The sequence below is a fragment of the Thalassospira australica genome, from assembly GCF_044790785.1.
GTDB lineage: Bacteria > Pseudomonadota > Alphaproteobacteria > Rhodospirillales > Thalassospiraceae > Thalassospira > Thalassospira australica_A.
Genome location: NZ_CP085258.1, coordinates 2,325,318 through 2,352,270, shown reverse-complemented (window position 1 = coordinate 2,352,270; position 26,953 = coordinate 2,325,318). Strand labels below are relative to the sequence as shown.

The 26,953-nt window shown below is 55.8% G+C and carries 22 protein-coding genes; 17 read left to right on the top strand and 5 right to left on the bottom strand.

The window, feature by feature from the left end:
• Positions 1-3: 3 nt before the first annotated feature.
• From pcaH to LG297_RS11215, 6 genes are all read left to right on the top strand, one after another.
• Complete coding sequence (gene pcaH, locus LG297_RS11240; RefSeq protein ID WP_404420234.1) at positions 4-705, top strand: protocatechuate 3,4-dioxygenase subunit beta; 702 nt, start codon at positions 4-6, stop codon at positions 703-705.
• 3 nt (positions 706-708) lie between these two features.
• Positions 709-1,296, top strand: a complete 588-nt coding sequence (gene pcaG / locus LG297_RS11235) for a protocatechuate 3,4-dioxygenase subunit alpha (protein WP_404420232.1) — start codon at positions 709-711, stop codon at positions 1,294-1,296.
• 90 nt (positions 1,297-1,386) lie between these two features.
• Positions 1,387-2,283: a CoA transferase subunit A gene (locus LG297_RS11230; protein ID WP_404420230.1), complete on the top strand. Its 897-nt coding sequence runs from the start codon at positions 1,387-1,389 to the stop codon at positions 2,281-2,283.
• A gap of 14 nt (positions 2,284-2,297) precedes the next feature.
• Positions 2,298-3,071, top strand: a complete 774-nt coding sequence (locus LG297_RS11225; RefSeq protein ID WP_062953078.1) for a CoA-transferase subunit beta — start codon at positions 2,298-2,300, stop codon at positions 3,069-3,071.
• An 11-nt stretch (positions 3,072-3,082) separates the two neighbouring features.
• Positions 3,083-4,288 carry a 3-oxoadipyl-CoA thiolase gene (pcaF, locus tag LG297_RS11220; RefSeq protein WP_404420228.1) on the top strand — a complete coding sequence of 402 codons (1,206 nt, stop codon included), beginning with the start codon at positions 3,083-3,085 and terminating at the stop codon, positions 4,286-4,288.
• Positions 4,289-4,428: 140 nt separating this feature from the next.
• Positions 4,429-5,769: a 3-carboxy-cis,cis-muconate cycloisomerase gene (locus LG297_RS11215; RefSeq protein ID WP_404420226.1), complete on the top strand. Its 1,341-nt coding sequence runs from the start codon at positions 4,429-4,431 to the stop codon at positions 5,767-5,769.
• Between the two features lie 63 nt (positions 5,770-5,832).
• On the opposite strand, the gene LG297_RS11210 is transcribed toward LG297_RS11215, so the two are convergent.
• Positions 5,833-6,555 carry a TenA family protein gene (locus LG297_RS11210; RefSeq protein ID WP_404420224.1) on the bottom strand — a complete coding sequence of 241 codons (723 nt, stop codon included), beginning with the start codon at positions 6,553-6,555 and terminating at the stop codon, positions 5,833-5,835.
• Between the two features lie 187 nt (positions 6,556-6,742).
• Between LG297_RS11210 and LG297_RS11205 the strand changes: the two genes are divergently transcribed.
• The 3 genes from LG297_RS11205 (at position 6,743) to LG297_RS11195 (ending at position 8,735) form a co-directional block, all read left to right on the top strand.
• Positions 6,743-6,982 (top strand): DUF2892 domain-containing protein, encoded by a 240-nt coding sequence (locus LG297_RS11205; RefSeq protein WP_404420222.1) that lies wholly within the window; start codon positions 6,743-6,745, stop codon positions 6,980-6,982.
• Between the two features lie 121 nt (positions 6,983-7,103).
• Complete coding sequence (locus tag LG297_RS11200; protein WP_404420220.1) at positions 7,104-7,520, top strand: TIGR01244 family sulfur transferase; 417 nt, start codon at positions 7,104-7,106, stop codon at positions 7,518-7,520.
• 102 nt (positions 7,521-7,622) lie between these two features.
• A complete protein-coding gene (locus LG297_RS11195; RefSeq protein WP_404420218.1) occupies positions 7,623-8,735 on the top strand; it encodes a GNAT family N-acetyltransferase/peptidase C39 family protein in 1,113 nt (370 codons plus the stop codon).
• A 30-nt stretch (positions 8,736-8,765) separates the two neighbouring features.
• Here the strand turns inward: LG297_RS11195 and LG297_RS11190 are convergent, their stop codons facing one another.
• Positions 8,766-10,727 (bottom strand): GNAT family N-acetyltransferase, encoded by a 1,962-nt coding sequence (locus LG297_RS11190; protein WP_404420216.1) that lies wholly within the window; start codon positions 10,725-10,727, stop codon positions 8,766-8,768.
• 278 nt (positions 10,728-11,005) lie between these two features.
• Here LG297_RS11190 and LG297_RS11185 point away from each other — a divergent pair, with 278 nt between their 5' ends.
• Together LG297_RS11185 and LG297_RS11180 are read left to right on the top strand one after the other, a co-directional pair.
• A complete protein-coding gene (locus LG297_RS11185) occupies positions 11,006-13,000 on the top strand; it encodes an autotransporter assembly complex family protein (RefSeq protein WP_404420214.1) in 1,995 nt (664 codons plus the stop codon).
• A gap of 32 nt (positions 13,001-13,032) precedes the next feature.
• Complete coding sequence (locus tag LG297_RS11180) at positions 13,033-17,412, top strand: translocation/assembly module TamB domain-containing protein (protein WP_404420212.1); 4,380 nt, start codon at positions 13,033-13,035, stop codon at positions 17,410-17,412.
• On the opposite strand, the gene LG297_RS11175 is transcribed toward LG297_RS11180, so the two are convergent.
• Together LG297_RS11175 and LG297_RS11170 are read right to left on the bottom strand one after the other, a co-directional pair.
• Entirely contained in the window at positions 17,406-18,356 is a 951-nt protein-coding gene (locus LG297_RS11175) for a sugar kinase (RefSeq protein WP_404420210.1), read from the bottom strand. The genes LG297_RS11180 and LG297_RS11175 overlap by 7 nt on opposite strands.
• A 28-nt stretch (positions 18,357-18,384) precedes the next feature.
• Positions 18,385-19,269, bottom strand: a complete 885-nt coding sequence (locus LG297_RS11170; protein WP_404420208.1) for a MurR/RpiR family transcriptional regulator — start codon at positions 19,267-19,269, stop codon at positions 18,385-18,387.
• A gap of 375 nt (positions 19,270-19,644) precedes the next feature.
• Here LG297_RS11170 and LG297_RS11165 point away from each other — a divergent pair, with 375 nt between their 5' ends.
• The 5 genes from LG297_RS11165 to LG297_RS11145 all read left to right on the top strand — a co-directional run bounded on the left by LG297_RS11165 (position 19,645) and on the right by LG297_RS11145 (position 25,263).
• Positions 19,645-20,166 carry a TRAP transporter small permease gene (locus LG297_RS11165; RefSeq protein WP_341364130.1) on the top strand — a complete coding sequence of 174 codons (522 nt, stop codon included), beginning with the start codon at positions 19,645-19,647 and terminating at the stop codon, positions 20,164-20,166.
• Positions 20,163-21,443, top strand: a complete 1,281-nt coding sequence (locus LG297_RS11160) for a TRAP transporter large permease (protein ID WP_404420205.1) — start codon at positions 20,163-20,165, stop codon at positions 21,441-21,443. Before LG297_RS11165 ends, LG297_RS11160 begins: the two co-directional genes overlap by 4 nt.
• A 95-nt stretch (positions 21,444-21,538) precedes the next feature.
• On the top strand, positions 21,539-22,594 hold the full coding sequence (locus tag LG297_RS11155; RefSeq protein ID WP_404420203.1) for a DctP family TRAP transporter solute-binding subunit: 1,056 nt from the start codon (positions 21,539-21,541) through the stop codon (positions 22,592-22,594).
• A gap of 90 nt (positions 22,595-22,684) precedes the next feature.
• Complete coding sequence (locus LG297_RS11150; protein WP_404420201.1) at positions 22,685-24,154, top strand: M81 family metallopeptidase; 1,470 nt, start codon at positions 22,685-22,687, stop codon at positions 24,152-24,154.
• 38 nt (positions 24,155-24,192) lie between these two features.
• Entirely contained in the window at positions 24,193-25,263 is a 1,071-nt protein-coding gene (locus tag LG297_RS11145; RefSeq protein ID WP_404420199.1) for a D-TA family PLP-dependent enzyme, read from the top strand.
• A gap of 11 nt (positions 25,264-25,274) precedes the next feature.
• On the opposite strand, the gene LG297_RS11140 is transcribed toward LG297_RS11145, so the two are convergent.
• The gene (locus LG297_RS11140) at positions 25,275-25,769 is read right to left on the bottom strand and encodes a hypothetical protein (protein ID WP_404420197.1); all 495 of its coding nucleotides are present in this window, start codon (positions 25,767-25,769) and stop codon (positions 25,275-25,277) included.
• A 201-nt stretch (positions 25,770-25,970) separates the two neighbouring features.
• On the opposite strand from LG297_RS11140, the gene LG297_RS11135 reads away from it, so the two are divergent.
• Entirely contained in the window at positions 25,971-26,822 is an 852-nt protein-coding gene (locus LG297_RS11135) for an alpha/beta hydrolase (protein WP_404420195.1), read from the top strand.
• The last annotated feature ends 131 nt before the right edge of the window (positions 26,823-26,953 follow it).

The following is a 26,953-nucleotide window of genomic DNA, read 5'->3' as shown; positions in this document are numbered from 1 at the left end:
GCCATGTCCACATTCAAGCCGCGCGACTGGGGTTCCCATGCCCCCTTTATCGCACCCGGTTACAAGTCCACGATTTTGCGCGGCCCGACGCAGGCGCCACTTGCGATCAAATCAGGATTGAGCGAGGGCACCGGCCCGCGTTTTGCCCCGGCATCGGTGCGCAAGCTTGACTTTGACCTGACGAAGAACGGTATCACCAATGGCGAACCGCTGGGCGAACGCATTGTGGTGCATGGCAAGGTCATGGATACCGATGGCCGCCCGCAGCCCGACATTCTTGTCGAAGTCTGGCAGGCCAACGCGGCCGGGCGTTATGTGCATAAGGTTGATCAGCATGACGCGCCGCTTGACCCGAACTTTCGCGGGTCGGGCCGGTGCATGACCGATGCCAACGGCAATTATGTTTTCTATACGATCAAGCCGGGGGCCTATCCGTGGGGTAACCATTTCAACGCATGGCGTCCCAACCATATTCATCTGTCGCTGTTCGGGCCGGGCTTTGCCACGCGCCTTGTGACCCAGATGTATTTTCCCGGCGATCCGTTGCTGGAGCTTGATCCGATTTTCCTGGGCACCGAAGACGTGGCGGCACGCGAACGCCTGATTTCGAAATTTTCAATCGAGAAAACCGAGGAAGGCTTTGCCCTTGGTTACCAGTTTGACATCGTCCTGCGCGGACGTAATGCCACCCCGATGGAGAATTAAGTCATGGCATATGGTGAAACCCCTTCGCAGACGGTTGGTCCGTATTTCGCCTATGGCCTGACCGCCGGGCAATATGGATATGACTTTACCGATATTGCAGACACAACCATCGCCGGACCGGATGCGGACGGCGAACATATCCGCATCACCGGTCGTGTGTTTGATGGCAACGGCGATGTCGTCAATGACGCGATGATCGAAATCTGGCAGGCCGATGCCAAGGGTGACTATACCGAAAATCCGGTTGATGTTGCGTCATCGGGTTTCCGGGGGCTTGGCCGTTGCGGTACCGGCACGGATGCGCAGAACCGATTTTATTTTGACACCGTCAAACCGGGTGTTGTTGCCGATGGCACGGCCCCGTTTGTCAATGTCATCGTGTTCATGCGCGGCATGCTGGTTCATGCCTTTACCCGTTTCTATTTCGATGACGAGGCGGCATTGAACGCCAGGGACGACATCCTGCAATCGGTTCCCGCCGATCGCCGTGACACGCTGATTGCCAAGCGTGTCGAAGCCCGTACCGGGGTTGAATACCGGATCGACATTCACATGCAGGGGGACGCGGAAACCGTGTTCTTCGACGTGTAAGTCGCTTCGGTCCGGATGGCTGTGTTCGCTGCTTTGGGGAAAGCCGGTGGTCACAGCCATCCAAATCATTCCAACGCATCCGGCTGAGATATGCCGCGTTTTATTGTTCTGGTTACCACAGGAGTTTTTACCGTGGTTGCACGTTTCATGTCGCTTAAAGAGGCTGTCGCATCCTGCATCAAGGATGGTGATACCGTCTCGATGGAAGGTTTCACGCATCTGATCCCGCATGCCGCCGGGCACGAGGTCATTCGTCAGGGGATCAGGGATCTGACCCTGATCCGGATGACGCCCGATATGATCTATGATCAGTTGATCGGGGCCGGTTGTGCCAGGAAACTGGTGTTTTCGTGGGGCGGGAACCCCGGTGTCGGGTCGCTGCACCGGTTGCGCGATGCGGTTCAGGAAGGCTGGCCGCACAAGCTTGAGATCGAGGAACACAGCCACGCGGCAATGGCGAATGCCTATGACGCGGGGGCGGCTGGTCTGCCCTGTGCGGTGTTCAAGGGATATCGCGGGGCGGAATTGCCGCGTGTGAACAAGAATATCAAATTCATCGAATGCCCGTTCACCGGTGAACGCCTGGCAGCAGTACCGGCCATTCGCCCGGATGTTGCAGTTGTCCATGCCCAGAAAGCCAACAAAAAGGGCGATGTCCTGTTTGAAGGCATTGTCGGCGTCCAGAAAGAGGCCGTTCTGGCGGCGAAAAAGTCGATCATTACGGTCGAGGAGATCGTCGATAATTTTGACGATGTTCCCTACAACGCCGTGATGCTGCCGAACTGGGCGGTGACCGCGATTGTCGAGGTGCCGGGCGGTGCGCATCCGTCTTATGCCCAAGGCTATTACAAGCGCGACAACGCGTTTTACAAGGCGTGGGACAAGATCGCCAATGATCGTGACAGCTTTAGCGCATGGATCGATGAGCATGTCATGAAGGGCGGCCCCGAAGATTTCGCCGCCAAGCGCGAAGCGAACAAAGGGTAAGCGGAGGAAAGATCATGGTTGACTATACCCCTACCGAAATGATGACGGTTTCTGCCTCTCGCGCACTCAAGAATGACGATGTGTGCTTTGTCGGCATCGGCATGCCGTCGGCGGCGTGCAACCTTGCGCGTTTGACGCACGCGCCGGAGCTGACCCTGATTTATGAAAGCGGTACGATCGGCACGAAGCCAGACGTATTGCCGTTATCCATCGGTGATGGCGAGCTTTGCGAAACGGCTGTCAATACCGTGCCGGTGCCGGAAATGTTCCGTTACTGGTTGCAGGGCGGCAAGATTTCCGTCGGCTTCCTTGGCGCGGCACAGCTTGATAAATACGGCAACATCAACACCACCGTGATCGGCGATTATGACGATCCCAAGGTCCGCCTGCCGGGCGGTGGCGGGGCGCCGGAAATCGCGACGAGCTGTGGCGAGGTGTTTCTGGTGATGAAACAAAGCAAGCGCGGCTTTGTTGAAAAGATCGATTTCGTGACTTCGCTTGGTCATGGCAAGGGCGGCGATGACCGTGCGTCTTATGGTGTCGATACCAAAGGCCCGTCGCGTTTGATTACCGATCTTTGCATCATGGAGCCGCATCCGGTCGGCAAGCATTTCATTGTGACATCGATCCATCCGGGCGTGACGCGCGAAGATATTATCGAAAACACCGGCTGGGCTGTTGAATTTGCGGATGAAGTCGCCGAAACTCCGGTGCCCGACGCGCACGAGCTTCAGGTCCTGCGTGATCTGCATGCCCGCACCGCCAAGGCCCATGAAGGCCAGCAGTAAGGACTTTGAATATGGCTGATGCTTATATCTGCGATTTTATCCGCACCCCGATTGGTCGTTTTGGCGGCAGCCTTTCATCGGTACGCACCGATGACCTTGGTGCCATTCCGCTAAAGGCACTGATCGAACGCAATCCGAATGTTGATTTCGGCGATGTCGATGACGTGATTTTCGGATGTGCCAATCAGGCCGGGGAAGACAATCGCAACGTGGCGCGCATGTCGTCGCTTCTGGCCGGATTGCCGGAAAATGTGACCGGCACGACGGTCAACCGTCTGTGCGGGTCGGGCATGGATGCGATCATCATGGCCGCACGCGCGATCAAATCGGGTGAAGCCGATCTGATGATTGCGGGCGGTGTCGAAAGCATGTCGCGTGCGCCGTTTGTGATGCCAAAGGCGGAAACCGCCTTTTCGCGCAATGCGGAAATCCATGACACCACGATTGGCTGGCGTTTCATCAACCCGGTGATGAAAAAGCAGTATGGCGTTGATTCCATGCCCGAAACTGGTGAAAACGTTGCCGAGGATTTCAAGATCAGCCGTGCTGATCAGGATGCTTTTGCCGCCCGGTCACAGGACAAGGCCGTGGCCGCACAGGAAAACGGCAATCTGGCCGCGGAAATCACGCCTGTCACCATTCCGCAGCGCAAGGCCGACCCGATTATCGTCGATAAGGACGAACATCCGCGTCCGGGCACGACAGTTGAAAAGCTGGGCAAATTGCCAACCCCGTTCCGCGAAGGTGGTTCGGTGACGGCAGGCAACGCATCGGGTGTGAATGATGGTGCGGCGGCATTGATCATTGCATCGGAGGCGGCGGTCAAGAAATACGGCCTGAAACCGATTGCCAAGGTGGTTGGCGGTGCGACGGCGGGTGTTGCACCGCGCATCATGGGCTTTGGCCCGGCACCGGCCAGCAAGAAGCTTCTGGCGCGTCTTGGCCTTACGACCGATCAGCTTGACGTGATTGAACTGAACGAGGCCTTTGCATCGCAGGGGCTTGCGACATTGCGTGACCTTGGCATTGCCGATGACGATGCGCGTGTGAACCCGAATGGCGGGGCGATTGCCCTTGGTCATCCGCTTGGCATGTCAGGGGCGCGTATCACCGGGACGGCTGCGATGCAGTTGAAACGTACCGGCGGTAAATATGCGCTGGCGACCATGTGCATTGGCGTCGGGCAGGGCATTGCCGTTGTGCTTGAAGCGGTCTGATTGATCGGTTGCTTTCAAGAACGCCCCTGTGCCGTTGGAAGAACGGGCAGGGGCTTCTTTTTGTGTTGTTGACCGAAGGCAGTCGCGGCGCGACACTAACGACCTGAAATAACACCTGTTTAAACGGTGGACCAAACCAGATGACGATTTCGCCCTTTGATTCCGCGATGCTTGGCAATCTGTTTGCCGATGCGGAAATTACCGCCCTGTTTACCGATGATGCGCAGATCGCATCAATGGTGCTGTTTGAGGCGGCATTGGCATCGGCCGAAGCACGCGCGGGCGTGATCCCGGAAGCAAGTGCGAACCGTATTGCCGATGTCTGCCGCGAATTTCGCCCCGATCCCGCGACATTGGCGGCGGGAACGGCAAGTGCCGGTGTGCCGGTTCCGGCATTGGTCAAGGCGCTTAAGGCCGAGGTCGGCGGGGACGATGCGCGTTATGTCCATTTTGGCGCGACAAGTCAGGATGTGTTTGATACCGGCCTTGTTTTGCGCCTTCGCGATGCGGTGGCAATTATCCGCCGCCGGACGCGCAAGCTGATCAAGGCATTGATTGCACAGGCCGAAACCCACCGGGCAACGGTCATGATCGGACGCACCCGTTCGCAACAGGCCGTGCCGATCACATTCGGGCTTAAGGCCGCCGGATGGCTGGCACCACTGGTGCGGATTGATCAGCGCATTGATACGTTATGTGTCGACCTGTTCCGGTTAAGTTTTGGCGGAGCGGCAGGGACGCTGGCATCCATCGGGGACAAGGCGATCGAGGTTGAACGCAATCTTGCCGATGAACTTGAACTGCCGCCAACCGATATGCCGTGGCACAGCCAGCGCGACGTTCTGGTCGATTTTGCCGCACAGTTAACCGCGCTGAGCGGTGCGCTTGGCAAGATGGGGCAGGACCTTGTTTTACTGGCGCAATCCGAAATCGCAGAAGTCCAGCCAGGCAAGGGCGGCGGATCATCGACCATGCCGCATAAATCCAATCCGGTGCAGGCCGAAATGCTGATCACGCTGGCGCGGTTCAATGCCGGGCAGCTTGGCACATTTGCGCAAAGCCAGATCCATGAACATGAACGATCCGGAGCAAGCTGGTTGCTGGAATGGCTGACTTTGCCACAGATGATCATGGCGACAGGGGCCGGATTGGCGCAGGCGGTGGATATGGTCCCGAGCCTTAAGGTCAATGCCGATCGGATGGCGGCCAATCTTGCACTGTCACGCGGGGCGATGCTGGCGGAGGCCGCGACCTTTGCCCTGGCCGATCATGTCGGGCGCGATGCGGCGGACAAGCTGGTCAAGGATGGGCTTGCAAGGTCGGCGGCCAATCAAAGCAATCTGTTTGACGAACTGCCGAAATTGACCGATGCGGCGATTGACTGGTCGAAGCTTCGTGATCCGGCCAATTATGTCGGGCAATCGGAAGGTTATATCGACCTGGTTCTGGCGACCGCGACCCGTGCGCTGGGCGAGAAATAGGTGATTTTCGAAGGCCGCCATCAATTGGCGGCCTTTGGTTTTCAGGCGGCAGGCGAATGGTGCTTACGACTGTGGTCCCCATGCGGCGTCAAAGAAACCGACCTCAAGCACAGTTGCCTTGCGGAAATAGGTGAGGCAAAGGGCGCGTTCCTGATCGTTCAGCATGGGGCCGACCTGATCAAGCTGTGTGTTCAGATAGGCGACCACGCTTTCGAAAGAATCGCCGGTATGAAGGTCGATCCATTCGGCAAACCAGAAATCGTCGGGGCGTTTGGCAATCGCTTTATTCACCCGGTCGGCCCAGCCCAGATAGGTGCCTTCGGCAACGGCAAGAACGGCCAGCATATTGGCATAGCCGTTACTTTCCATTGCATTGCGTATCAAATCCTTGAAGGCGGCGGTGACGGGCCAGTCGGGTTTCCCGGCGCGTTCCTGCGCACTCACGCCAAGGGCCTCAAACGACCGTTCGAAATAGGTGTTTTCATCACCGGTGACCAGCGCAAGAAACTGGCAGCCCGGAATACGGTCGCGCAAATCTGGCGCACGTGAAACCGCCCCCGCCAAAAGGGCGACAAACCGGTCGATAAAGCGATGATCCTGAATAAGATAGTTTTTCAGGTTCGGCAGCGGAACCGCGGAATTCCCCCACGCGTCGGTAAAGGGGTGATGGGTGACTTTCTGCCAGTCATCGGCAACCGATGCCCGGAGCCATTCCGAAAAACAACCATCCGGGTTGGTTTCTTTCCAGCGGGGCCAGTCCGGCAGGGTGATCTGTGAAACCGTCATGTCCATTTTCCCTTCAAACTGTTTTTCGCCTTGTGGCATGACAGGCCGGTTTCTGCAAGATAGCGGAGCCTGCATTGCGGTAAATCAAGTTTAACAGTAAAAAATAACAAAATTACATTTTAAAGTAATAATGTATTGAAGTAGATTGTTGCCACAGGTTCACCCGATCAGAAAAATGGAGATACCGATGGCCAATGTTGGACAAGTCGACCGTGTTTTGCGCCTGCTGGCAGGCCTTGTATTGCTCGGGCTGCCGTTCATTCTGCCGGGGGAGGACGCCGATCCATTCCGTGCTCTTGGCGGCTATGGCTGGCTGTCGATGATTGCGGGTGTTGTTATGCTGGTGACAGGCGTGTTCCGCTTTTGCCCGCTCTATCGGATTTTTGGCATTCGGACCTGCCGCATTGGCACGAAATCCGCCCGATAATCGACTTTTGCCGCGCGGGGGAGTTGCCAGCGCCCGGATATAATGGCATCCGTTATCCTGATATTCCGTCTGATGCGCATCACCGTGTCAGCGATCCCGAGACCAGAGATAACGGACCCGAATGATGAAACGCCTGAATGACGACCTGACTGTTTCGCCGCAGATGCCCCTTGATGCCGTTGCCGACATTGCCGGTGCCGGTTTTAAAACCATCATCTGCAATCGGCCCGATAACGAAGATCCCGGTCAACCGTCATTCGCCGAGGTTGAGGCGAAGGCAAAAAGCCTTGGCCTTTCGGCGGTGTTTCTGCCAGTTGCCAGCGGCAATGTATCGGACGCCGATGCGGATGCATTTGCCGAGGTGCTGAGCAAGGCCGAAAAGCCGGTCTTTGCCTATTGTCGCAGCGGTACGCGCTGCACGATCCTTTGGTCGCTTGCCAGTGCCGGTAATCTGCCGGTTGAAGATATCGTCAAGGCGGCAGCCAGTGCCGGGTACGACATGTCGCCCTTGGCCCCCCGGATCGTTGCGCGCAGCTAACCTGTCAAAAACGCGCTTCCGGTTTCATCTGTTTCATGGCGAAATGGGTGAAACCGGCCCAAATACAGTTTATGGGCCAGTATTTGTTGTTTCGGGTGCCTTTTGACCAAACTTGACCTTCGGATCGCAACAGACGGGGATATAGATGCCCTGTGTGTGATCGAAACCGCTTCATTTGATATCGACCGCCTGTCGCGCCGCGCGTTCAAACGCTTTATCGGCAGCGAAACCGCGCGCCTGTGTGTTGCTGTTTCAGATCAGGTCATTGTCGGCTATGCGCTGGTGATTTTCCGGCGCAATGTCGCGATGGCGCGCCTGTATTCCATGGCGGTTTCGCATGATCACCGCGGGCAGGGGATTGGTCGTGCGCTTTTGACCCGGGCCGAGGAACTCAGCCTTGATTTCGGTGCGCCGATCCTGCGCCTTGAAGTCAATCTGCAAAACGAAACGGCGATTGGTCTTTTCAAATCGGCGGGGTACCGCGAATTTGCCCTGTATCCGGATTACTATCCCGATCATTCCGATGCGTTGCGCATGGAACGGGTTCTGGTGCCGCAATCCCTGCGCCGGCCATCGCCGATCCATTTTTATCATCAGACATTACCGTTTACCTGCGGCCCGGCAGCATTGATGATGGCGATGAATGCGCTTGATCCCGATGTCGAAATGGATCGCTATCAGGAAATCGCGCTTTGGCGTGAGGCGACCACGGTTTTCATGACGTCGGGGCATGGCGGATGTGGTCCGCTTGGTCTTGGTCTGGCCGCGCATCGGCGTGGTTTTGATGTCGAAATTCTCAGAAGTCGCGATGGCCCGCTGTTTGTCGATACCGTCCGCAAGCCGCAGAACCGCGAAGTTGTCGAACTTGTGCATTATGATTTTGCCAGGCAGGCCAAAAGCCTGGGTATTCCGGTCACGACCGGGCCGTTCAGCATTGCCGAGATCGAGGAACGGTCCAGCGAGGGCAAGATTGCGCTTGTCCTGATCAGCCAGTATCGCATTTACGGCGATAAAATCCCGCATTGGGTGGTGGTATCGGGGTTCGATGACCGGTTTGTCTATGTCACCGATCCCGATATTGGCGAGGATCACGAACCGTTCAGTGGCAGTGATTGCGTATCGACACCGATCCTGCGCAACGAGTTTGACCTGATGGTGCGATATGGTCGTGATAAGCTTCAGGCTGCAGTCTTCATCGAAAAAAGGGCCGGATAACCCGGCCCTTTGTCATTTTGGTCCGCAAACTTACGGGCGGGCGATTTTGCCCAGAAGATGGGCGATGATGCGGCGATACAAATCCATGCCGAGCACGACATCCTCGACCCCGCCATCGATGCTGGGGTTGTCATTGACCTCGATCACCATCGGGCCATGTGGTGTTTCCTTCATATCGACACCATAAAGCCCATCGCCCATCAGGCGGGCTGCGGCAAGGGCGGTTGCGACAATATCGGCCGGGGCGTATTCAACCGCGACGGTTTCAAAACCGCCTTGTTCAAACGATTTGCCGTCATCTTCATGTTTGACGATCTGCCAATGGCCCGGTGCCATGAAATAGCGGCTGGCAAAGAGCGGTTCGCCCCCCAGAACCCCGATGCGCCAGTCAAAGGTGGTTTCGACATATTCCTGAATGACCAGAAGTTCGGAATTTTTGAACATCTCGGTTGCGACTTCGGCCAGATGTTCGGGTGATTTGACCTTGCGCACCCCGCGCGAGAAGCAGCCATCGGGCACCTTCAGGACCGAGGGGAAGCTGAACAGCTTGCCGATTTCGGCAATGCGGCGTTTATCGAAAATCATGCTGCGCGGGGCCGGAATACGGTGTGTTCGCAGCAATTCGGCAAGGTAAACCTTGTTCGTGCAGCGCAGGATCGAGTCCGGATCGTCAATCACCGGAATGCCTTCCTTGCGGGCCCGCTTGGCAAAGCGATAGGTGTGATGATCAAGGGCGGTGGTTTCACGGATCAGAAGGGCATCAAATTCCGAGAGATGATGGAAATCCTTCGCCGTGATCAGTTCTGCCTTGGCCCCCAGATCGCTTGCCGCCTGAATGAAAAGGGCCAGCGCGTCATTATCGGAGGGCGGTAATACCGCATCGGGATCGTGCAGGATCGCAACCAGCGCACTTGGCGGGTTGCCACCGGATGCCGGTTTGCGGACACGGCCACGCAGATAGGCGCGCAGCGCACTTTCGAATGCCGGTAAATCATCGGGGCCGAGTTGCCCCAGGGATGGGGCTTCGATTTCGCGCAGGATTTTCTTGTCGGCGGGGTTCAAGTGCAGACGCAGGATCGGGCAACGGAACTGATCGAATGCGCGCTGCGCAATATCGCGAAAACGCTTGTCGATGGTGCGACCAAAGAACACATCGATTTTGGTCGGATGATCCCCCGGTTTGCCCAATGCCTCGACAATCTGGGAGCTCATTTCCGCCCGTGCGGTCTTTTGCAACCGTTTCCAGTTCAGATCGAGAAGGACGTCGGCCTCCGGGATTACGCGTTCGCTGCGCGCCGCGGCCAGAAGGCTGCAATAATAACCGCGCGACAGATATTCGTAAGACTGGCACAGATTGATGACGCGCCGGTTGCGCACCCCGTTATCAAGGGCAAGATAATCGCGCACCCGCATGATGCGGGCGCCGGGCACCTGAAACGGCAAATCTTTCAACCGGTCGACCAGGATCAGTGGCGCGCCGGTCGCAACCGCGGGCGACCGTTCAGTCGGGATGTCATAAAGATCATGCTGCAGGCGAATGCCATCGGCACCGTCTTCGTAATAGCCGGGCAGGTCGACGATTTTCTGATAGCCGTGGCGATCATAAAGATTGCGGGCATTGCTGTTTTCAACGCGAACTTCCAGGCGGATACGGACACATCCGGCATCAATCGCAAGGTTTTCAAGCCCGGCCAGAAGCTGTGTTCCCAGACCCTTGCCGCGCCAGTTGTCCGAAATCGCCAGCGAATAAATCCGTGCCGTTGTTGTATTGGCGCGCAGCAAAAGCAGGCCATAGCCGACGATATCGGGCTTTCCGCCTTCGCCAGCATCGGCGACCAGAAGGCGGGCGGACGCCTGACGCAGGAAGCGTGAAAAGCCGGATCGTGAAATGGCGTCGCTTTTGAAGCTTCCGCTTTCAAGCGCGCAGAGTCCGTCCAGATCGGATCGGGTGGCATTGCGTATAATGACGGGCAGGGATTGGTTTGAAGTCACTGGTGGGCCTCCGGCATTTGGGTGGCAACAGCAAACAGATTGCTTTCAACTTCGAGTAAGCGGAACAGTTTTTTCTGACAAGTGCGATTACCGATCACAGCCATGCCATTTTTTCATGCTGTTTGACCCATGGTGTACTCGACCTGCGTATAGAATGAAAATATGTTAGGCACTTGGCAAGTGCCTTAAAACGATAAACATGTCAGGCATCCATATGAGCGTGCCGGAACGTGATAAAAGTCGACCGGGACAGAATGAAAAGATTGGGGACGTCGTTAGTGAACAGGGATAAACGCTACAACCGCAAATCACGATTGCGCGGGATCGGTGTTGTCTCTCTTTTGCTGGGTGGCACGGTCCTGTCGGGTTGTTCGGGTGACGGCGTGCTTTCCGATTTTGGTTTCGGGCGGGACGGCGATAGCGTTGCGCAGGATGAATTGAGCGCGAAAATCCCCTATCAGGTCGAGATTGCCGGTATCGACCCGCAGGAAGAAAACCTGATCAATGCGCTGCGCGAAGTCAGTACAGCCCTGCGTCTTCAATCGCGGCCAACGCCTTCATTGGCGGGGCTTGAACGCCGCGCCGAGGACGATATCGAAAGGTTCGAAACCGTTCTGCGATCATACGGGTTTTACGACGGGCAGGTATCTTTCGATATCCGCAAGGCCGAACTTGATGATCAGAACATATCGGATGATGAAAATGGCGGGGACGGCGAAGATATCGTCAGCGCGACAGGTGAACCCGCGGCAGGCGCAGCAGATGTTGCGGAACAACCCGATCCGGTGGATCTGGTTTATCAGGTTGATGTCAAGCAACCCTATCTTCTGTCGGAAGTAAAACTGGTTATTGTCCGCCCGGACCATACCACCAAACGCGAGGCCACGGACGAGGAACTGGAACGTATCAATCTGCATCTTGGGCAGCGTGCGGTCGCCGATCCGATTATTCTGGCCGAACAGTATGCCGTTGATTTCATGCGGGGTCGCGGGTTTCCGCTGGTGGAATCGGGCAAGCGAACCGTGATCGCCAATACCGCCGAAAAGACCATTTCGGTGACCTATGAACTGATCACCGGTGCGCAAGCCAATTTTGGCAAGGTTAATGTCAAAGGGGCGGAAAGTGTTGATGAGGATTTCATTGCCGGTTATCGCAGCTGGAAATCGGGGCAGAAATATTCCCCCGAGGAGGTCCGGACGACGCGCCGCGATCTGGCGCAATCGAACCTGTTTGACAGTGTGATCGTCAAGCCGGTCGGGCCGGTTGCCGAAAATGGTGAAATCCCGGTTGAAATCGAAGTGCGCGAACGCAAACATCGCACGATTGGCGGCGGGGTTGATTTTTCAACCGCCGATGGGCCGGGGGCAAACGCGTTTTGGGAAAACCGCAACCTGTTCGGGGCGGGCGAACGGCTTCGGCTTGGTATCGAAGGGTCGGGTCAGAGCCAGGGGCTTGAGGCAACGTTTCGCAAGCCGCAATTCCTTAAGCGGCGTCAGGCACTTGTGGCGAACGGATCGGCCAAGAATTACAGCACGGATGCCTATGACGGTGAACTGGTCGAAAGCTTTGTCGGGGTCGAGCGCAAGTTTGGCGACTACTGGTCGGTCACGTTGGGCCCGACGGCGGAATATTCCGATCTGACCGGGGCTGATTCGCCCAACGAGGAATTCTATCTGGGTGGTTTGCGCGGGATTTTACGGCGTGACAGCACCGATAATCCGCTTGATCCAACCGAAGGCAACCGGCTTGAATTCAACGTGTCGCCCTATACCAGTTTGAGCGGCCCGAGTGCGCAATTTACATCCGTTTCATTGAACGGGTCGCAATATTATGCCTTTGACGAAGAAGGTGATTATGTCATCGCGGGGCGGGGGCGTGCCGGGATGATTATCGGCGAAGACAGATCGGACCTTCCGGCCAACAAACGGTTTTATTCCGGTGGTGGCGGTTCGGTGCGCGGTTACGAATATCAGAAAGTCGGGCCGCTTGATACTAACGGCGATCCGCTTGGCGGGCGTTCGGTTCTTGAAGCCGGGCTTGAATTCCGGGCACGGGTTACGGAAAGCTTTGGCATCGTGCCGTTTGTCGAAGGCGGTAACGTCTTTGAGGCAAGCGACCCCGAAGACCTTGATCTTCTGTGGGCGGCGGGGCTTGGTTTCCGCTATTACACGGCGGTCGGGCCGCTTCGTTTTGATGTCGCGGTGCCGCTTGATAAGCGTGACAATATTGACGACGATTTCCAGATTTATCTTAGCCTTGGACAAGCATTTTGACGTCGCCTGAAAATTCCAGACCAGCAGTAAAAATGAAACGCGGAACGGTTGCCAAATGGGCGCTGCGTGGAGGCGTCGCATTCGCCAGTCTTTTGCTGACCGTTATCCTGATTGTTGGCGTCGTCGGGACCGGACCGGTTTTGCGAGCGCTAACGCCGTGGCTGAACGATACGGTGGCAGAGGCGATAGAGGGCGATCTCGAACTGGGCCGGATCGAGGGCAGCCTTTGGACGGGGCTTTCGCTTGATCGCTTGTCGTTATCGATGCCATCGTCCGGCTTGGCGGTGGATGTCAGCCAGTTCGGGTTTGACTGGTCCCCGCTTGCACTTTTTGGGGGGACGCTTCGGATCAATCGGGTCGAAAGTGCCGCGATTGATGTGGTCTTGCCCGATATGTCGGGCGCAGATGAAACGGCAGAGGAAGAAGAGGCCGCATCGGGCAGTTTTGCGCCACCGTTGGCCATCGAGCTTGGCAAACTGGCGCTTGGGAATGTGCGTATTTCCGATCCGGCCAGCGGCAAAAGCTTTGAATACGGTCTAAGCGCCAGTGCGGCAATTCGCGAAAACCTTGAAGCGGCATTGTCACTTGATCTGCAACCGCTTGATGACAGTATCGACCATTTGAAGGCCGATCTTGATTTTGATGGCGATGAACAGCGGCTGAAAGCCGAAATTGACGGCAGGCTTGATCGCGCAGGGTTGGTGATGACCCTTGCGGGACTGACCCCGGAAGAGGCACCAGACGTCACAATCAGCCTTAAGGGTGATGGCCCGGCCAGTGACTGGAAAGGCCGGATTGAACTTGCGGCAAGTGACCTTGTGACGCTTGGCGGTGATTTGGGGCTGCGGCTTGACGAAAGCCGGATCGGGTTTGATCTTGATGGTCTGTTGGCAACGCAGGGCGACCTTGCCGGGCAGCTTCCGGAACCGTTGCAGGGCGATGTCGATTTGGGGATTGGCGGGCAGTTTGATGCGGATGCCAGTATTCTGTCGATCACGCGCGGCGATATCGCGAAATCCGGATTTGCGACGATTGCAGCCACGACGGAAATCAATTTTGATGACAGCACGGTTCTGGCCGATTTGCGCGGTGATATCGATCCGGCGGTATCGGGCCTGATCGAGGATGCGGTGACATGGGGCGGGCTAGATTTGGCCGCGCATGCCGAAGGGCCGCTTGAATTGCCCGATGTGACCGTGATGCTGCGCGGGGATCAGGTCGCAACACCGGTATCAACCATCGGAACATTGGCACTTGATGCCGATCTGCGCGGGGATGAGGACGGGTTTTCTGTTCAAAGCCGGATCGATGTTTCGGGCAATGAATGGCAGGATGCCGATCTTGGCTCGATGCTGGGCAATGCGCAGCAGGTTGCCCTTGATGCGGAAATCGCACCGGATTTCAGCAAGTTTGTGCTTGGCAAAATCAATATCACCACGCCGGGTATTTCGGTGAATGGCAAGACCGATATCAATGACGTGATGGCGGTGACCGATGGCGAATTGATTGCCGATGTCGCAGACCTTTCGATCTTTGCGCCGATTTCGGGGCTTGATCTGAGCGGGACAGGGCAGGTTGCGATAAGCGATATCGAATGGTCGATGGAGCAGGGCGGCAAAGCCGATATTGCGATCAAGGCAGACCAAACAGGGTTTGGCATTGCCGATCTTGATCGTATTGTCGGGGCGACGCCGACAATTGATGGCAAGCTTGCGGTTAATGATGCATTTGATCTGTCGATCACACTTGATCAGATTGCCACCGCGATGGTTTCTGGCCCGGCGCAAATCGATATTTCAAATGAATTCAGACATTTGTCAGTTAAGTCTGACCTTTCGGTTCAGCCTGGTGTGGTGCCGCCCGATATTGGTGTTTCCATCGCCCCGGCGATGCTTGCGATCAATCTTGACGGGGATATCGCGGCACCGGCGGGAACGATCAGGCTTGGCATACCATCGGTTTCGGTCGGTGGGCAGAAGTTTGAGAAACTCGATCTTGTGACTGAAATGCGCTGGTCCGATCAGGCGGTATTGTCGCTGATCAACAAGGCCGGGTTTGCCTTGATGGGGCGCAATTACGATCTGGCGGCAGATGTGGTTTTGCCTTCGGATGGTTTGCGGGTGGATAACATTGCCCTGAGCGGCGAGCGGCTTGAGCTGGCTGGCAGCCTGATGTTGCCGGATTATGCTGTGCCGATGCGCGGCAGGCTTTCGGTTCGCAAACTCGATACCGTGATGCTGTCTGATTTCGGGGTGCCGGTGACGAACGGTGCGCTAACTGCGGATGTGGCGTTTGTACCGAAATCAGGCCAGCAGCAGATTGATGTGAATGCCAATCTGAAAGGCATTCGACTTGCCGCTGAAGAAGGAGCGGAACAGCCCGCGATCGAGGATGTTGTTCTGGCGGGTTCGATCCTTGATGCATTTGAAAAGCCCGGTTTTGATTTGACCCTGCGCGGGCGTGATATTCGTTTTGTGCCGCTTGCGATTAATGAGTTGCAGACCGAGATTTCCGGCGATCTTTCGGGCATTGGCATTGCGACGAACGCCAATGGCCAGCTTCGCGACAGTATCCCGATTAAACTTGATAGCACCGTCGAACTTGGGCTTTCGGATGGCATCAATGTTCGGGCCGATCAGCTTGATATGAATATCGGCAGTCAGAATATCGCGCTTCGTGCGCCATTGCTGTTTAGCCAAACTGGCAAAGGGCAGCAGAAGCTTGATGCGGCGCTGAATGTTGGCGCGGGGCAGGTGTTTGCCAAGCTTGATCTAACGCCAAAGAAAAACTTTGAGGCCAGGGCGCAGATTTCCGAACTGGTACTGGGTCCGTGGGGCGAGATGTTTGGCCTGAGCGGGCTGGACGGTACGATGAATATCACCGCCGATATGTCCGAAGCATCGGGGCAATTGCCGGTTGCGACCGTCAAGGGCGGAATTGAAAATATCACGACCGCCGGTGTAAAGGATTTGGCACCGTTTGAAATGGTGCTTGATCTGATGTTGCGTGACGGCCAGTTCGACGGCAATGCCACCCTTGGCAACGAAGAGGCTCAGATTGTCGAGGCGCGAGGTGCGGTGCCTTTGGGTATTTCCATCCTGCAACAGGATTTCACGCTTGATCCCGATGCGCCGATTGATGCGCTGGTCAAGGTGGATGGGGAAATCGCGCAGTTCTGGCCCTACGTTCCGGCACCCGATCACGTGGTTGCCGGGCTTCTCAAACTTGACGTGGTTGCCAAGGGAACGCTTGATGCGCTGGACTGGAACGGAACGATTACCCTTTCGGACGGGTCTTACGAGCATCTGGAATATGGCACGCTGTTAAAGCAGATTACGATCAATGGCGATTTCGATCAGAACGGTCTGCGCGTTCCGGAGATTACGGCAACAGATGGCGGTAATGGACGTATCAATGGTTCTGCCGAGGTAATACTCGATGACGATCCGCTGGTCAGTTACAAGGCCGATCTGAAGGTCGATAATGCAGCACTTTCGCGCAAGGACGAACTGCAATTCTGGGCGGATGTGACGGCGTCCGTTACCGGAACCGAACAGACTGCCGATATCGAAAGCAATGTGACGCTGCGCCGTGGTGAAGTCGACCTGACCCTTGCGCTGCCGGTGTCGGTCTCGACCCTTGATGTCGAAAATATCGAAGACGTTCAAGAGCGCGAGGAAGAAGAAAAGAAAAACCAGGCGCCGGGCTTTGTCGGCAATCTGGATGTGACGGTCGATATTCCGGGGCGTTTGTTTGTGCGCGGGCGGGGGCTTGATTCCGAATGGGGCGGCAAGCTTGATATCAGCGGCACAACGGCGGAGCCGATCATTGTCGGGCAATTGCAGGCGCTTCGCGGGCAGCTTGATATCATTGGCAAGACATTCGTGATCAAGGATTCCAAGATCACGTTTTCAGGGGCAACGCCGCCCGATCCGTTGCTGGATATCGCAGGGGTTTATACAACCGATGATCTGACAGTGACTGCCGGGTTCCAGGGGCCGTCAAGCGACCCGGAACTGGTTTTGACATCAAATCCGTCCCTGCCGGAGGACGAAATCCTGTCGCAGGTGCTGTTTGGCAAATCGCAGGGAAGCCTGAGCGCGATTGAGGCGGTTCAGCTTGCCAGTGCGGTCAACGAGCTTTCAGGCGGGGGCGGCGGACTTGATATCGTCGGTTCGGTGCGTCGTTTTATCGGCGCGGATGTTTTGCAGGTCGGCGGTGGCGAAGACGGTCCGAACGTCAAGGTGGGTAAATACCTGACGGACGGGGTCTATGTCGGCACCAAAACCGGAACCACGCCGGGGTCAAGCGGGGTCGAGGTCGAAATTGAACTGACCCCGAATATCAGTGTCACCAGTGAAACCACCGAAATCGACAGCAAGGCCGGTGTTCAGTTCCGACTGGATTACTGATCGAGTTTGAGATCGCTGATATCGACCAGCGCGCCGCGCCGTGAAATCACGCGTCCGGCAACCTTTTGTGCAACCGCAATCGCGGCGGGCACATCAAGCCCGGCATTGCGGGCGGCAAGGTATGATCCGTTAAAGGAATCCCCGGCCGATGTCGTATCGACGATATCGGTAATCCTGGGCGGTGTTATGGTGCCGGTTTTGCCACCCTTGATCGAATAAAAGGTTGGCTCGCCGCCGCATTTTACAACAACCTCGGTCGCGCCAAGCGAATGCCAGCGTTTGGCGGTGGCATCGGGGGTGGCATCGCCAAATAGCGCGCTGTCGTCATCAAATGTTGGCAGGACCGTGTGGCAATGGGGCGCAATCGCCAGATAGGCTGCAATCGCAATGTCCTGATCGGCCCAAAGGCGTGGACGGTGATTGGTATCAAAGCAGACCTTGCCGCCCTGTTGGGCGAAGTTTTCTGCAATGTCGATCAGGGTTTTACGGTCAGTGTCCGAGAGGATCGCAAGCGTGATCCCCGAAAGATAAAGGCAGTCGAACCCGCGAAGCGCATCGCGCAACACGGCATCGTGGCCGCCCTGAAGCATCTGTTTGGCCGCGGCATCATTGCGCCAGTAGGAAAAGCTGCGTTCACCGGTTTCATCGGTCTGAATGGCATAAAGACCGGGCAGGGCGCCATCGATCCGGCGGACCAGTGATGTGTCGATATTGTCCTTTTGCCACGCGGCAATCATCGCGTCGCTATAGGGATCGGTACCCAGCGCCGTGATGTAGGAAACATCTGTATCAGACGTTGCAAGCAGGCGGCTGGTGCGTACCATATAGGTTGCACCATTAAGCGTATCACCGGCAAAGCCGAGGTTGGCCGCGCCAAAAATGCTGCCGGGGGATGTTCCGGCAAGCTCGATCATGCATTCGCCGATAAAGGCAGTACGGGTCATTGGGGCCTCGATGGGGATGGTGGCGTGATTAGTCGCCGATAGGTTGGCGACCTGTGGGCGGATTGAGAGTCAGCAAAGATGACCTGATCCGGCGAAGTTTTTCAAGCGTTCGGTCCGGTGTGCGCCGGGCAACCGCCGTGGCAATGATATCGATGGTTGCCAGAAAGACATGCCGGGTGGCCGTTGGCTTATAAATATCAGGGTTTTCCGGCATATCAATGCCAATCACAAGGTCGCTTTCGGTGGCAAGCGGACTTTGCGGGTGGGTCATGGAGATGACCTTTGCCCCGTATTGGCGGGCAATGGCCGCACTATGGATCAGTTCGGTCGGGCGGCCACTGGTGGAGATGGCAAAAAGCACATCTTCCTCGCCAAAGGTTGAGGCCAGCATGCGCTGAAGGTAACCATCACTTTGGGCCTGTGCGGGAATGCCAAGACGGAAAAACCGGTTGGCGGCATCAAAGGCAACGGTGGTGGAGCCGCCGCCAACGCCCATAAAGGCGATCTGGCGGGCATTGGCCAGAATGTCGGCAGCCTTGTCGATTTCGGTGCTTGAAAGCTGTTCGCGCAGCAAGCGCAAATTATCGACAATCACACCCAGCACGTGATTGGAAAGCACGTCGGCGGCTGTTGTGTCGTCGGCCAGATCTTCGGGGGCCAGGTATTGCATACTGACCGCAAGGTTCTGTGCCAGCCGTATTTTGAAATCACGAAACCCGTCGCACCCAAGGGTCCGGCAAAACCGGATCACGGTCGGTTCGCTGACGCCGACCTTTTGCGCAAGATCGGAAAGCGCGATGGTTGTGACGTCTTGCAGGTGATCCTGAACGTAGTCGGCAACCCGCTGTTCGCGTGCGGGAAAGGTCCCGGCCTTTCGACGCAGGAGGCTGATGATATCGACGGTAGGTTGCATGCAAGCGTTCCGATCATTTTCAAATATGAGGTGCTGTTACCAGCACCCAACTGATAAATAACACTTTTTGGTTTGCAGGCGATAGCTTCGATCTTGATCCCGAGATTACCCATCCTGCCGGATATAACCGTAAAGCGGGCAGGACGTTCATTGCCGAATTGTTTGACCGCCGTTGCTATCCTCCGGTGGTTTTGGGTGGGTGGCCCAAATAATATAGGTAAAAATGTAGTTTAACTACTTATAATATCACTCGTTATAGATCGTTCGTGGTGATATTTGCAATTATGACTCAAAAATATGTAGACAAGCTACAAAAATGTCATCACGATGTAGAGAAATTACATAAAACATTCATCAGCGGAGAGATTAAGTAAGATGGCGCTGCGCCGTGTTGAAGCCACAGCCGCATTGATCAGCCGGTCTTTGAACTGGGTGGTCGAACGAGTGATTGCCGTCCTGATGCTGGCCCTTGTGCTGGATGTCTGGCTTGGCGTGATTGATCGTTACATTTTTCACTGGCAATTACCGTGGCCCGAAGAACTTGCACGTTACCTGATGATCTGGGCGGCGCTTTTGGCGGTGTCGGCGGGGATTGCGCGGCGCGAACATATCGGCATCGGGATGTTTATCCTTAACATGCCGATGCCCGTGCAGCGTACGGTTCTGTTCTGTGTCGATCTGGTTGCGCTGTGCGCGTTTCTGTATCTGGCGATTTACGGCTTTGACTTTGCCGTCGGCGGTATGCGCCGTCAGGCGATGATCTTTGGCATGACGCTGGCACTGCCTTATGCCGCGGTGCCGGTTGCGTCCCTGCTTGCTGCCATTCAGTTGCTGCTGGTCGCGCTTCGCGATCAGGGCCGTTTTGTTCCCATCGATCTGGCGGAGGGCGCGGAATGATCGTCGGTATTACTTTTGTCGTTCTGATGGTTCTGGGCATGCCGATCGGCTTTGCCCTTGGCGTTGCCGGGGTGATCGGCCTTTATGACATGGGCGGGGGCATGTTCCTTGTTCAGGGGCCAAGCAAGGTCTTCAACGGTCTGAACGTATTCCCGTTTCTTGCCATGCCGTTCTTTATTCTGGCGGGCGAGATCATGAACCATATCGGCATCACCAGCCGTCTTGTCCTTTTTGCGCAGGCGCTTGTCGGGCATTTCCGCGGCGGGTTGGCGCATACCAACATGCTGGCGTCGGTTTTCTTTGCCGGGTTGACCGGAGCGGCGACTGCCGATGCGGCGGCCTTTGGCAAGACACTTGTGCCGGCGATGGTTGAGCGTGGATATCGCCGCGATTATGCCTGTGCCGTGACCGCAGCCGGGTCGATCATTGGTCCGACCATTCCGCCGTCGGGATTGATGGTTGTTTACGGGTCGCTGATGGGGGTTTCCATCGGTGGATTGTTTGCCGCCGGTATCCTGCCGGGGGTTATGATTTGCCTGATTTGCATGACGGTGATCGCGGTGACCGCGCGGTCCAAGAACCTGCCGAAAAACGAACGCCGGGCGAACCTTTTGGAAATCTGGAAGATTTTCAAATCATCGATCACGGCCCTGATCATGCCTTTGATCATTCTGGGCGGTATTCTGGGCGGGATTGTCACCCCGACGGAGGCGGCATCGGTCGCCGTCGCCTATGCACTGTTTATCGGTATCTTTATTTACCGCGCGCTGACATTTGCCGATTTCTTCAAGATGCTGATCCGCACTGCCAGGGTGACGGGGGTGATTTTCATTATCATCGCCTTTGCGTCGATCCTTGGCTGGTGGCTGAGCTTCAATCGCATTCCGCAGGAAGTTGCGAGCCTTGTCCTGGGGCTGTCGTCCGATCCCTATATGGTCATTTTCATGATCGTCGCACTTTTGCTGATGATCGGGATGGTCATGGATATCAATGCAATCCTGATCATTCTGGCCCCGGTTCTGGTGCCATTGACGGTTCAGATCGGCATGGATCCGATCCATGCCGGGATCATCTTTGTCCTTGCACTTAACATCTCGTTGATGACACCCCCCGTGGGGGCATGCCTTTTCGTGCTGTCGTCAGTCACAGGTGAAAAGCTTGAGAAAATTGCCGCCCAGCTTTGGCCGTTCCTTTTGGCGGAACTGGGTGTGTTGTTCCTGTTTGCCTTCTGGTCCGATCTTGCACTCGCGATCCCGCGATTGCTGGGCTTCCGGTAACCGGCGGCAATGAAACGCCCCGGTCAGGTCCGGATCGGGGCACCAAAACCAAGACCGCGGACAGAAATAAAAGGCCTTAATCAAGGAGAGGTAGAATGAATAAGATGAAGCGTTTCGGGGCATTTGCCCTTGCGACGGCCATGCTGGCCAGCACCACGTCATTGGCCTATGCGGAACCCAAGGTTCTGAAATTTGCCCATGACAACAAGGAAGACCCGTTTGAAAACCCGGCGCATGCCTGCACCGCTGTTTTCGCCAACATTGTCGAAGCCGACACCAATGGCGAGGTCAAGGTAGAGGTTTATCCGTCCAACCAGCTTGGTTCGGCCGCTGAACATGTGCAGATGGTTCGCGATGGTCTGATCCAGGCGACCCTGACCTCGACCGGGGCAATCGCATCCTATTATCCGCGTATCGACGTTCTGAACCTTGCCTTTGCGTTTGACAGCAACGCATCGACCTATGACGTTTTTGATGGTCCGTTTGGCCAGAAACTGGCGACGGATATCGAAAACACCCTTGGCGATGTCAAGGTTCTCGGCTTCCCGGATACCGGCGGGTTCTTTGCCGTGACGAATTCCAAGCATCCGATTGCGACGCTGGACGATTTCCAGGGTATCCGTGTGCGCACCATGGCGTTGCCCTCGCATCAGAAAATCATGCAGGCACTGGGCGCAGAAGCCTATCCGATGGCGTGGGGCGAAGTTTATGCCGGTCTTCAGACGGGCGTGATCGATGGTCAGATGAACCCGGTTCCGACCGTGACCTTTGCCAAATTCAACGAAGTGCAGGGGTATCTGACCCTGACCAACCACCTGTTTTCGCCTTACACCTTTATGCTGTCGAAAGCATTCTGGGATGATCTGACTGCCGACCAGCAGAAGATTGTTCGTTATGCTGCGCAGTCCTGCGTTGTTGCCAGCCGCGGTGTGTCGCGCGTGATCGAGGCATCTGATCGTGGTCTTGCCGGTTTGACCGACAAAATGGAAATCACGGCACTGAGCGCGGAAGAGCGTCAGAAGCTTAAAGATGTAACCCAGCCGGTCGTGGTCAAACACGTTCAGGAATCTTTGGGCACGGAAGGCGTTGAACTTCTCGAACTGTTCCAGACGGAAGTCGATAAAGCCAACGCCCACCGCTACATGGAATAATCCATGCGCGTGCGGGTGGTGCTTCACCCGCACGCTTTTTTCTTTTGCACATAAAATATGATGATTACAAAGAACAAAAAGGATGGGGTCATGAGGATTTTTTGCGCCTCTATTGCGACCGAAACCAACACATTCTCGCCGTTGCGCACCGATTTTTCCGATTTCAAGGAAAGCTTCTATGCTCCGCCCGGACAGCATCCGGTGACCCCGACGCTGTGCAGTGCCGTCTTTACCGAGGCGCGCGTGCGGGCGGCAAAGGAAGGCTGGGAGTTGATTGAGGGAACCGCCACCTGGGCGGAGCCGGGGGGCTTGGTCAATCGGGAAACATATGAACAGTTGCGTGACGAGGTTCTGGGCCAGTTGCGTGCGGCCATGCCGGTTGATGCGGTTATTCTGGGCCTGCACGGGGCGATGGTGGCGCAAGGATATCTGGATTGTGAAGGCGATCTGATTTCGCGTGTTCGCGACATTGTCGGGCCCGATGTTATTATCGGCACCAGTTATGACCCGCACAGCCACCTGACGGAGCTGCGGATTTCCAATGCCGACATTATTGTCGCGTTCAAGGAATTCCCCCATACCGATTTTGTTGATGCCGGGCGTTCGGTGGTTGATCTGGTTTTGCGTACATTGCGCGGCGAGATCAGGCCGACCAAGGCGGTGTTTGATTGCCATATGATCGAGGTGTTGCCGACATCACGCGAACCGATGCGATCCTTTATTGATCGCGCCAAGGCGATGGAGGGGGCCGATGATGTTCTTTCAATCTCGTTTATTCACGGATTTATGGCCGGCGACGTGCCCGATCTTGGTGCCAAGGTGATTGTGACCACCAACAATGATCCGGCGAAGGCAAGCGAGATTGCCCGAAAGCTGGGGCAGGAGCTTTTCGGGTTCCGTGGTACGACACGGCCAAGTTTTGTAACCCCCGATGTTGCGCTTGATCAGGCACTGGCAAGCGACGCACGACCGATTGTTTTGACCGATGTTTGGGATAATCCAGGCGGCGGTGTGCCCGGTGACAGCACGATTTTGCTGCGGGCCGTAATGGATCGCGGGCTTGGCGATTTTGCGGTTGGCACCATCTGGGACCCGATGGCGGTTCGGATTTGCATTTCGGCCGGCGAGGGCGCGACATTGCCGTTACGCTTTGGCGGAAAAACCGGTGCGCATGCCGGGGCACCGATTGATGCAGAGGTACGCGTAAAAAAAATCCGGCGCGATTCATGGCAGTATTTCGGCGACAGCATCGTGCCGCTGGGCGATTGCGCGGTGATCGAGCTTCCGGGTGGGGGGGAGGTGATCCTGAATTCCAACCGGTCGCAAAGCTTCGATCCCAGCCTGTTTTCGAATATGGGAATTGATCCGTCTTCGAAAAAATATCTGTTTATCAAATCGACCAATCACTTCTACGATGCGTTCGCCAAGATTGCGGGCGAGATCATTTATGTCGATGTTCACGGACCTTATCCGTCCGATCCGAAAACCAATGGATATCGTCATCTGACACGCCCGATCTGGCCGATTGTTGATGACCCGTTTGCCGCGATTGCAAGCTGATTGCTGCCACCACCACCTTTGATAAGGACGCTGTCCCGATGACCGGAATGCCCCAATATCCCGAACTTGATACGCCATGCGCGGTTGTTAATCTTGATGTTGTCGACCGCAATATCGAAAGCTATCAGACCTATTGCGACAAACACGGGATCGGGCTGCGTCCGCATATCAAAACCCATAAAATTCCGGCCTTCGCCGCCCAGCAGATGAAGGCCGGGGCGATTGGCATCACCTGCCAGAAAATCGGCGAGGCCGAAGTGATGGCCGATGCCGGTCTTGATGATATTCTTCTGACCTATAACGTTCTGGGCGAACGCAAACTTGCCCGTCTGCGGGCGTTGTTTGACCGTATCAAAAGCCTGCGCGTGGTGGCAGACAATGCGATTGTGGTCGAAGGACTGTCAAAAGCCTTTGCTGACAGCGCCAAGCCGCTTGAAATCCTGATCGAATGCGATACCGGTGGCGGACGTTGCGGAGTGCAGAACCCGGCTGAGGCTGTGGCACTTGCCAAAATCATTACATCATTGCCGGGGATCAGGTTTGCCGGGTTGATGACCTATCCGGCGACCGGCGGCGGGGCCAAGGTCGAAACATTTTTTACCACGGCCATGAAGGAACTGGATGCGATTGGTATTGAATGTCCGGTGCGCAGTTCTGGCGGGACGCCCGATATGTGGCTGGCCCATGAAGTGCCGTCTGTGACCGAACATCGCATCGGGACTTATATTTATAATGACCGGTCCCTGATGGCGCGTGGGGTTTGCAAGGAAGATGATTGCGCGCTTCGGGTTTTGACCGAAATCGTATCCTTGCCGACGCCAGGCCGGGCGATCATTGATGCCGGGTCAAAGGTTCTGACATCCGATTTGCTGGGCCTGGACGGATACGGCTATGTCGTGGGGCATCCCGATGTTGCGGTCAAGGCGCTTTCGGAAGAGCACGGCATTTTGCATTTCGATCCGGCGACAAAACCGTTTGAAATCGGCCAGCGGATCGAAATCATCCCGAACCATGTCTGTGTTGTCAGCAACATGCTGGATCAGGTGCATCTGGTGCGTGATGGCGACATTGAAACGGTTGATGTCGCCGCGCGTGGATGTGTGCTTTAAGGCAAGCGTATCTATGCCGGGTCGTGATTGGGCAGATAGCCGGTGAAACCGGTAATCTGCCATTTTCCATCAGACTGTTTTTCGCAGTAATAATGGGTTTTCCAAAGCAGACGGTCGGTTGATCCGTCTGCTTTTTTTATGGTGCCGTTGAAATGTTTGCGCACCAGTGCGCGGTTGCCGGTGATATCGATTTTTGAAAGATCGGTAGCACGAAAAACCCCGTCAAACAGGTCTTCGGCATAGTCGATTTCCTGTGCGGCAATCGCCTGACGCAGCCATTCATCACGATAGGCTGCCAGATCGGGAAACATCATTTTCCAGTCATCAGGATCGTCGGATTTGCAGGCATCAATCGCGTAAAAGCCGTCTGCCTTGAAGTCATCTTCGACCATCGACCAATCGGCGGCGACAAAGGCCGCGATGTCGCGCGACACCAGCATTTCCCAAATCTGGTTGCGATCCGTATCACCGGAGGGGAACGGGCTTTGGACCTTGCGGTTGCTCATTGGCTATCCAGCTGATTTTTAGTTGATTTTGGATATTGTGGCATTGCCGTGCCCGCAGTGCAATTACGACAAGGTGTTTGTCGGCGGGAATTATGTCCCAGTGTGAAGCATTTGCAAAAACTGGAAAAATAAAGAAAGATTATCGAACAGGCCTGATCTACCAATAATAATTCTGGTCCGGGCAGAGCAAACGAGGTTCAGATGAGTTGGGGTGGTTTTACCCTTGCCGAACTTGAATGGCAGTATAATCCGCGCGAAACCGTGCCGGAATACATGACCTGTTTTGAACGCTTTGTGCGGTTGTCCGACGATACGCGGGCAAGTGTCCACCACATGACCGATATCCGTTATGGTGATGGACCCAAGGAAACCATGGATGTTTACCCGGCGGCCGAGCCGGACGCACCGTTGCATGTGTTTTTTCATGGTGGGTACTGGCGAAGCCAGGACAAAAAGGATTATGCGTTTGTTGCCCGCGATTTGAATGCCGCGGGCTTTACTGTCATTTGTCCGAATTACGATCTGTGCCCGGATGTGACGGTGGCCGATATCACGACACAGGCCGTACGCTGCATGACCTTCATTTATCAGAATATCAGCGATTTCAATGGCGACCGCGACCGGATCAGCATTTCCGGTCATTCGGCAGGCGGGCAGATTGTTGCACGCCTTGCGGCTCATCATTGGGAAGATACCCTTAACGATGCCAATCCATTCTGTGCGGTTGTTCCGGTTTCCGGGGTTTTCGATCTGGAGCCGATCCGTTTTACCAGCATCAATGACGATGTGCGGCTTAATGCCGCGACAGCGGCGGATAATTCACCGATGCTTGATGCGGTTCCGCATGACGTCAAAATGATGGTTGTGGTCGGGAGTAACGAAAGCCCGGAATTTGTCCGCCAAAGTGATGCCTATGCTGCCTATTGCGGGCGCGAGGGGTTGAAGGTCCCGGTCTATAAGGCATGGGGGGCGAACCATTTCACGGTGCTTGAAGAACTTTATCTTGGAACCGGTTCGCTGTTTGGGCATCTGAAACGCTTTTTGCAGCGTTAATCGCCAACTGGCCATGTGTGGCTGGCGGATTATTCACCAGAAACAAAGTGAAAAACAGCGTGCGATCCTGTGACGCATGTCCTTTGACGTGGTATAAGATATCCACGCTACCACGCTGAAATCGAAAATAA

Excerpts from the sequence above, each read along its gene's own strand:
- LG297_RS11165 (WP_341364130.1), top strand. The coding sequence starts at position 19,645 with ATGGCGCTGCGCCGTGTTGAAGCCACAGCCGCATTGATCAGCCGGTCT.
- LG297_RS11175 (WP_404420210.1), bottom strand. The coding sequence starts at position 18,356 with ATGACCCGTACTGCCTTTATCGGCGAATGCATGATCGAGCTTGCCGGA.
- LG297_RS11150 (WP_404420201.1), top strand. The coding sequence starts at position 22,685 with ATGAGGATTTTTTGCGCCTCTATTGCGACCGAAACCAACACATTCTCG.
- LG297_RS11145 (WP_404420199.1), top strand. The coding sequence starts at position 24,193 with ATGACCGGAATGCCCCAATATCCCGAACTTGATACGCCATGCGCGGTT.
- LG297_RS11225 (WP_062953078.1), top strand. The coding sequence starts at position 2,298 with ATGGTTGACTATACCCCTACCGAAATGATGACGGTTTCTGCCTCTCGC.
- LG297_RS11155 (WP_404420203.1), top strand. The coding sequence starts at position 21,539 with ATGAATAAGATGAAGCGTTTCGGGGCATTTGCCCTTGCGACGGCCATG.
- LG297_RS11200 (WP_404420220.1), top strand. The coding sequence starts at position 7,104 with ATGATGAAACGCCTGAATGACGACCTGACTGTTTCGCCGCAGATGCCC.
- LG297_RS11160 (WP_404420205.1), top strand. The coding sequence starts at position 20,163 with ATGATCGTCGGTATTACTTTTGTCGTTCTGATGGTTCTGGGCATGCCG.
- pcaG (WP_404420232.1), top strand. The coding sequence starts at position 709 with ATGGCATATGGTGAAACCCCTTCGCAGACGGTTGGTCCGTATTTCGCC.
- pcaF (WP_404420228.1), top strand. The coding sequence starts at position 3,083 with ATGGCTGATGCTTATATCTGCGATTTTATCCGCACCCCGATTGGTCGT.
- LG297_RS11135 (WP_404420195.1), top strand. The coding sequence starts at position 25,971 with ATGAGTTGGGGTGGTTTTACCCTTGCCGAACTTGAATGGCAGTATAAT.
- pcaH (WP_404420234.1), top strand. The coding sequence starts at position 4 with ATGTCCACATTCAAGCCGCGCGACTGGGGTTCCCATGCCCCCTTTATC.
- LG297_RS11210 (WP_404420224.1), bottom strand. The coding sequence starts at position 6,555 with ATGACGGTTTCACAGATCACCCTGCCGGACTGGCCCCGCTGGAAAGAA.
- LG297_RS11140 (WP_404420197.1), bottom strand. The coding sequence starts at position 25,769 with ATGAGCAACCGCAAGGTCCAAAGCCCGTTCCCCTCCGGTGATACGGAT.
- LG297_RS11215 (WP_404420226.1), top strand. The coding sequence starts at position 4,429 with ATGACGATTTCGCCCTTTGATTCCGCGATGCTTGGCAATCTGTTTGCC.
- LG297_RS11230 (WP_404420230.1), top strand. The coding sequence starts at position 1,387 with ATGCCGCGTTTTATTGTTCTGGTTACCACAGGAGTTTTTACCGTGGTT.
- LG297_RS11180 (WP_404420212.1), top strand. The coding sequence starts at position 13,033 with ATGAAACGCGGAACGGTTGCCAAATGGGCGCTGCGTGGAGGCGTCGCA.
- LG297_RS11170 (WP_404420208.1), bottom strand. The coding sequence starts at position 19,269 with ATGCAACCTACCGTCGATATCATCAGCCTCCTGCGTCGAAAGGCCGGG.
- LG297_RS11205 (WP_404420222.1), top strand. The coding sequence starts at position 6,743 with ATGGCCAATGTTGGACAAGTCGACCGTGTTTTGCGCCTGCTGGCAGGC.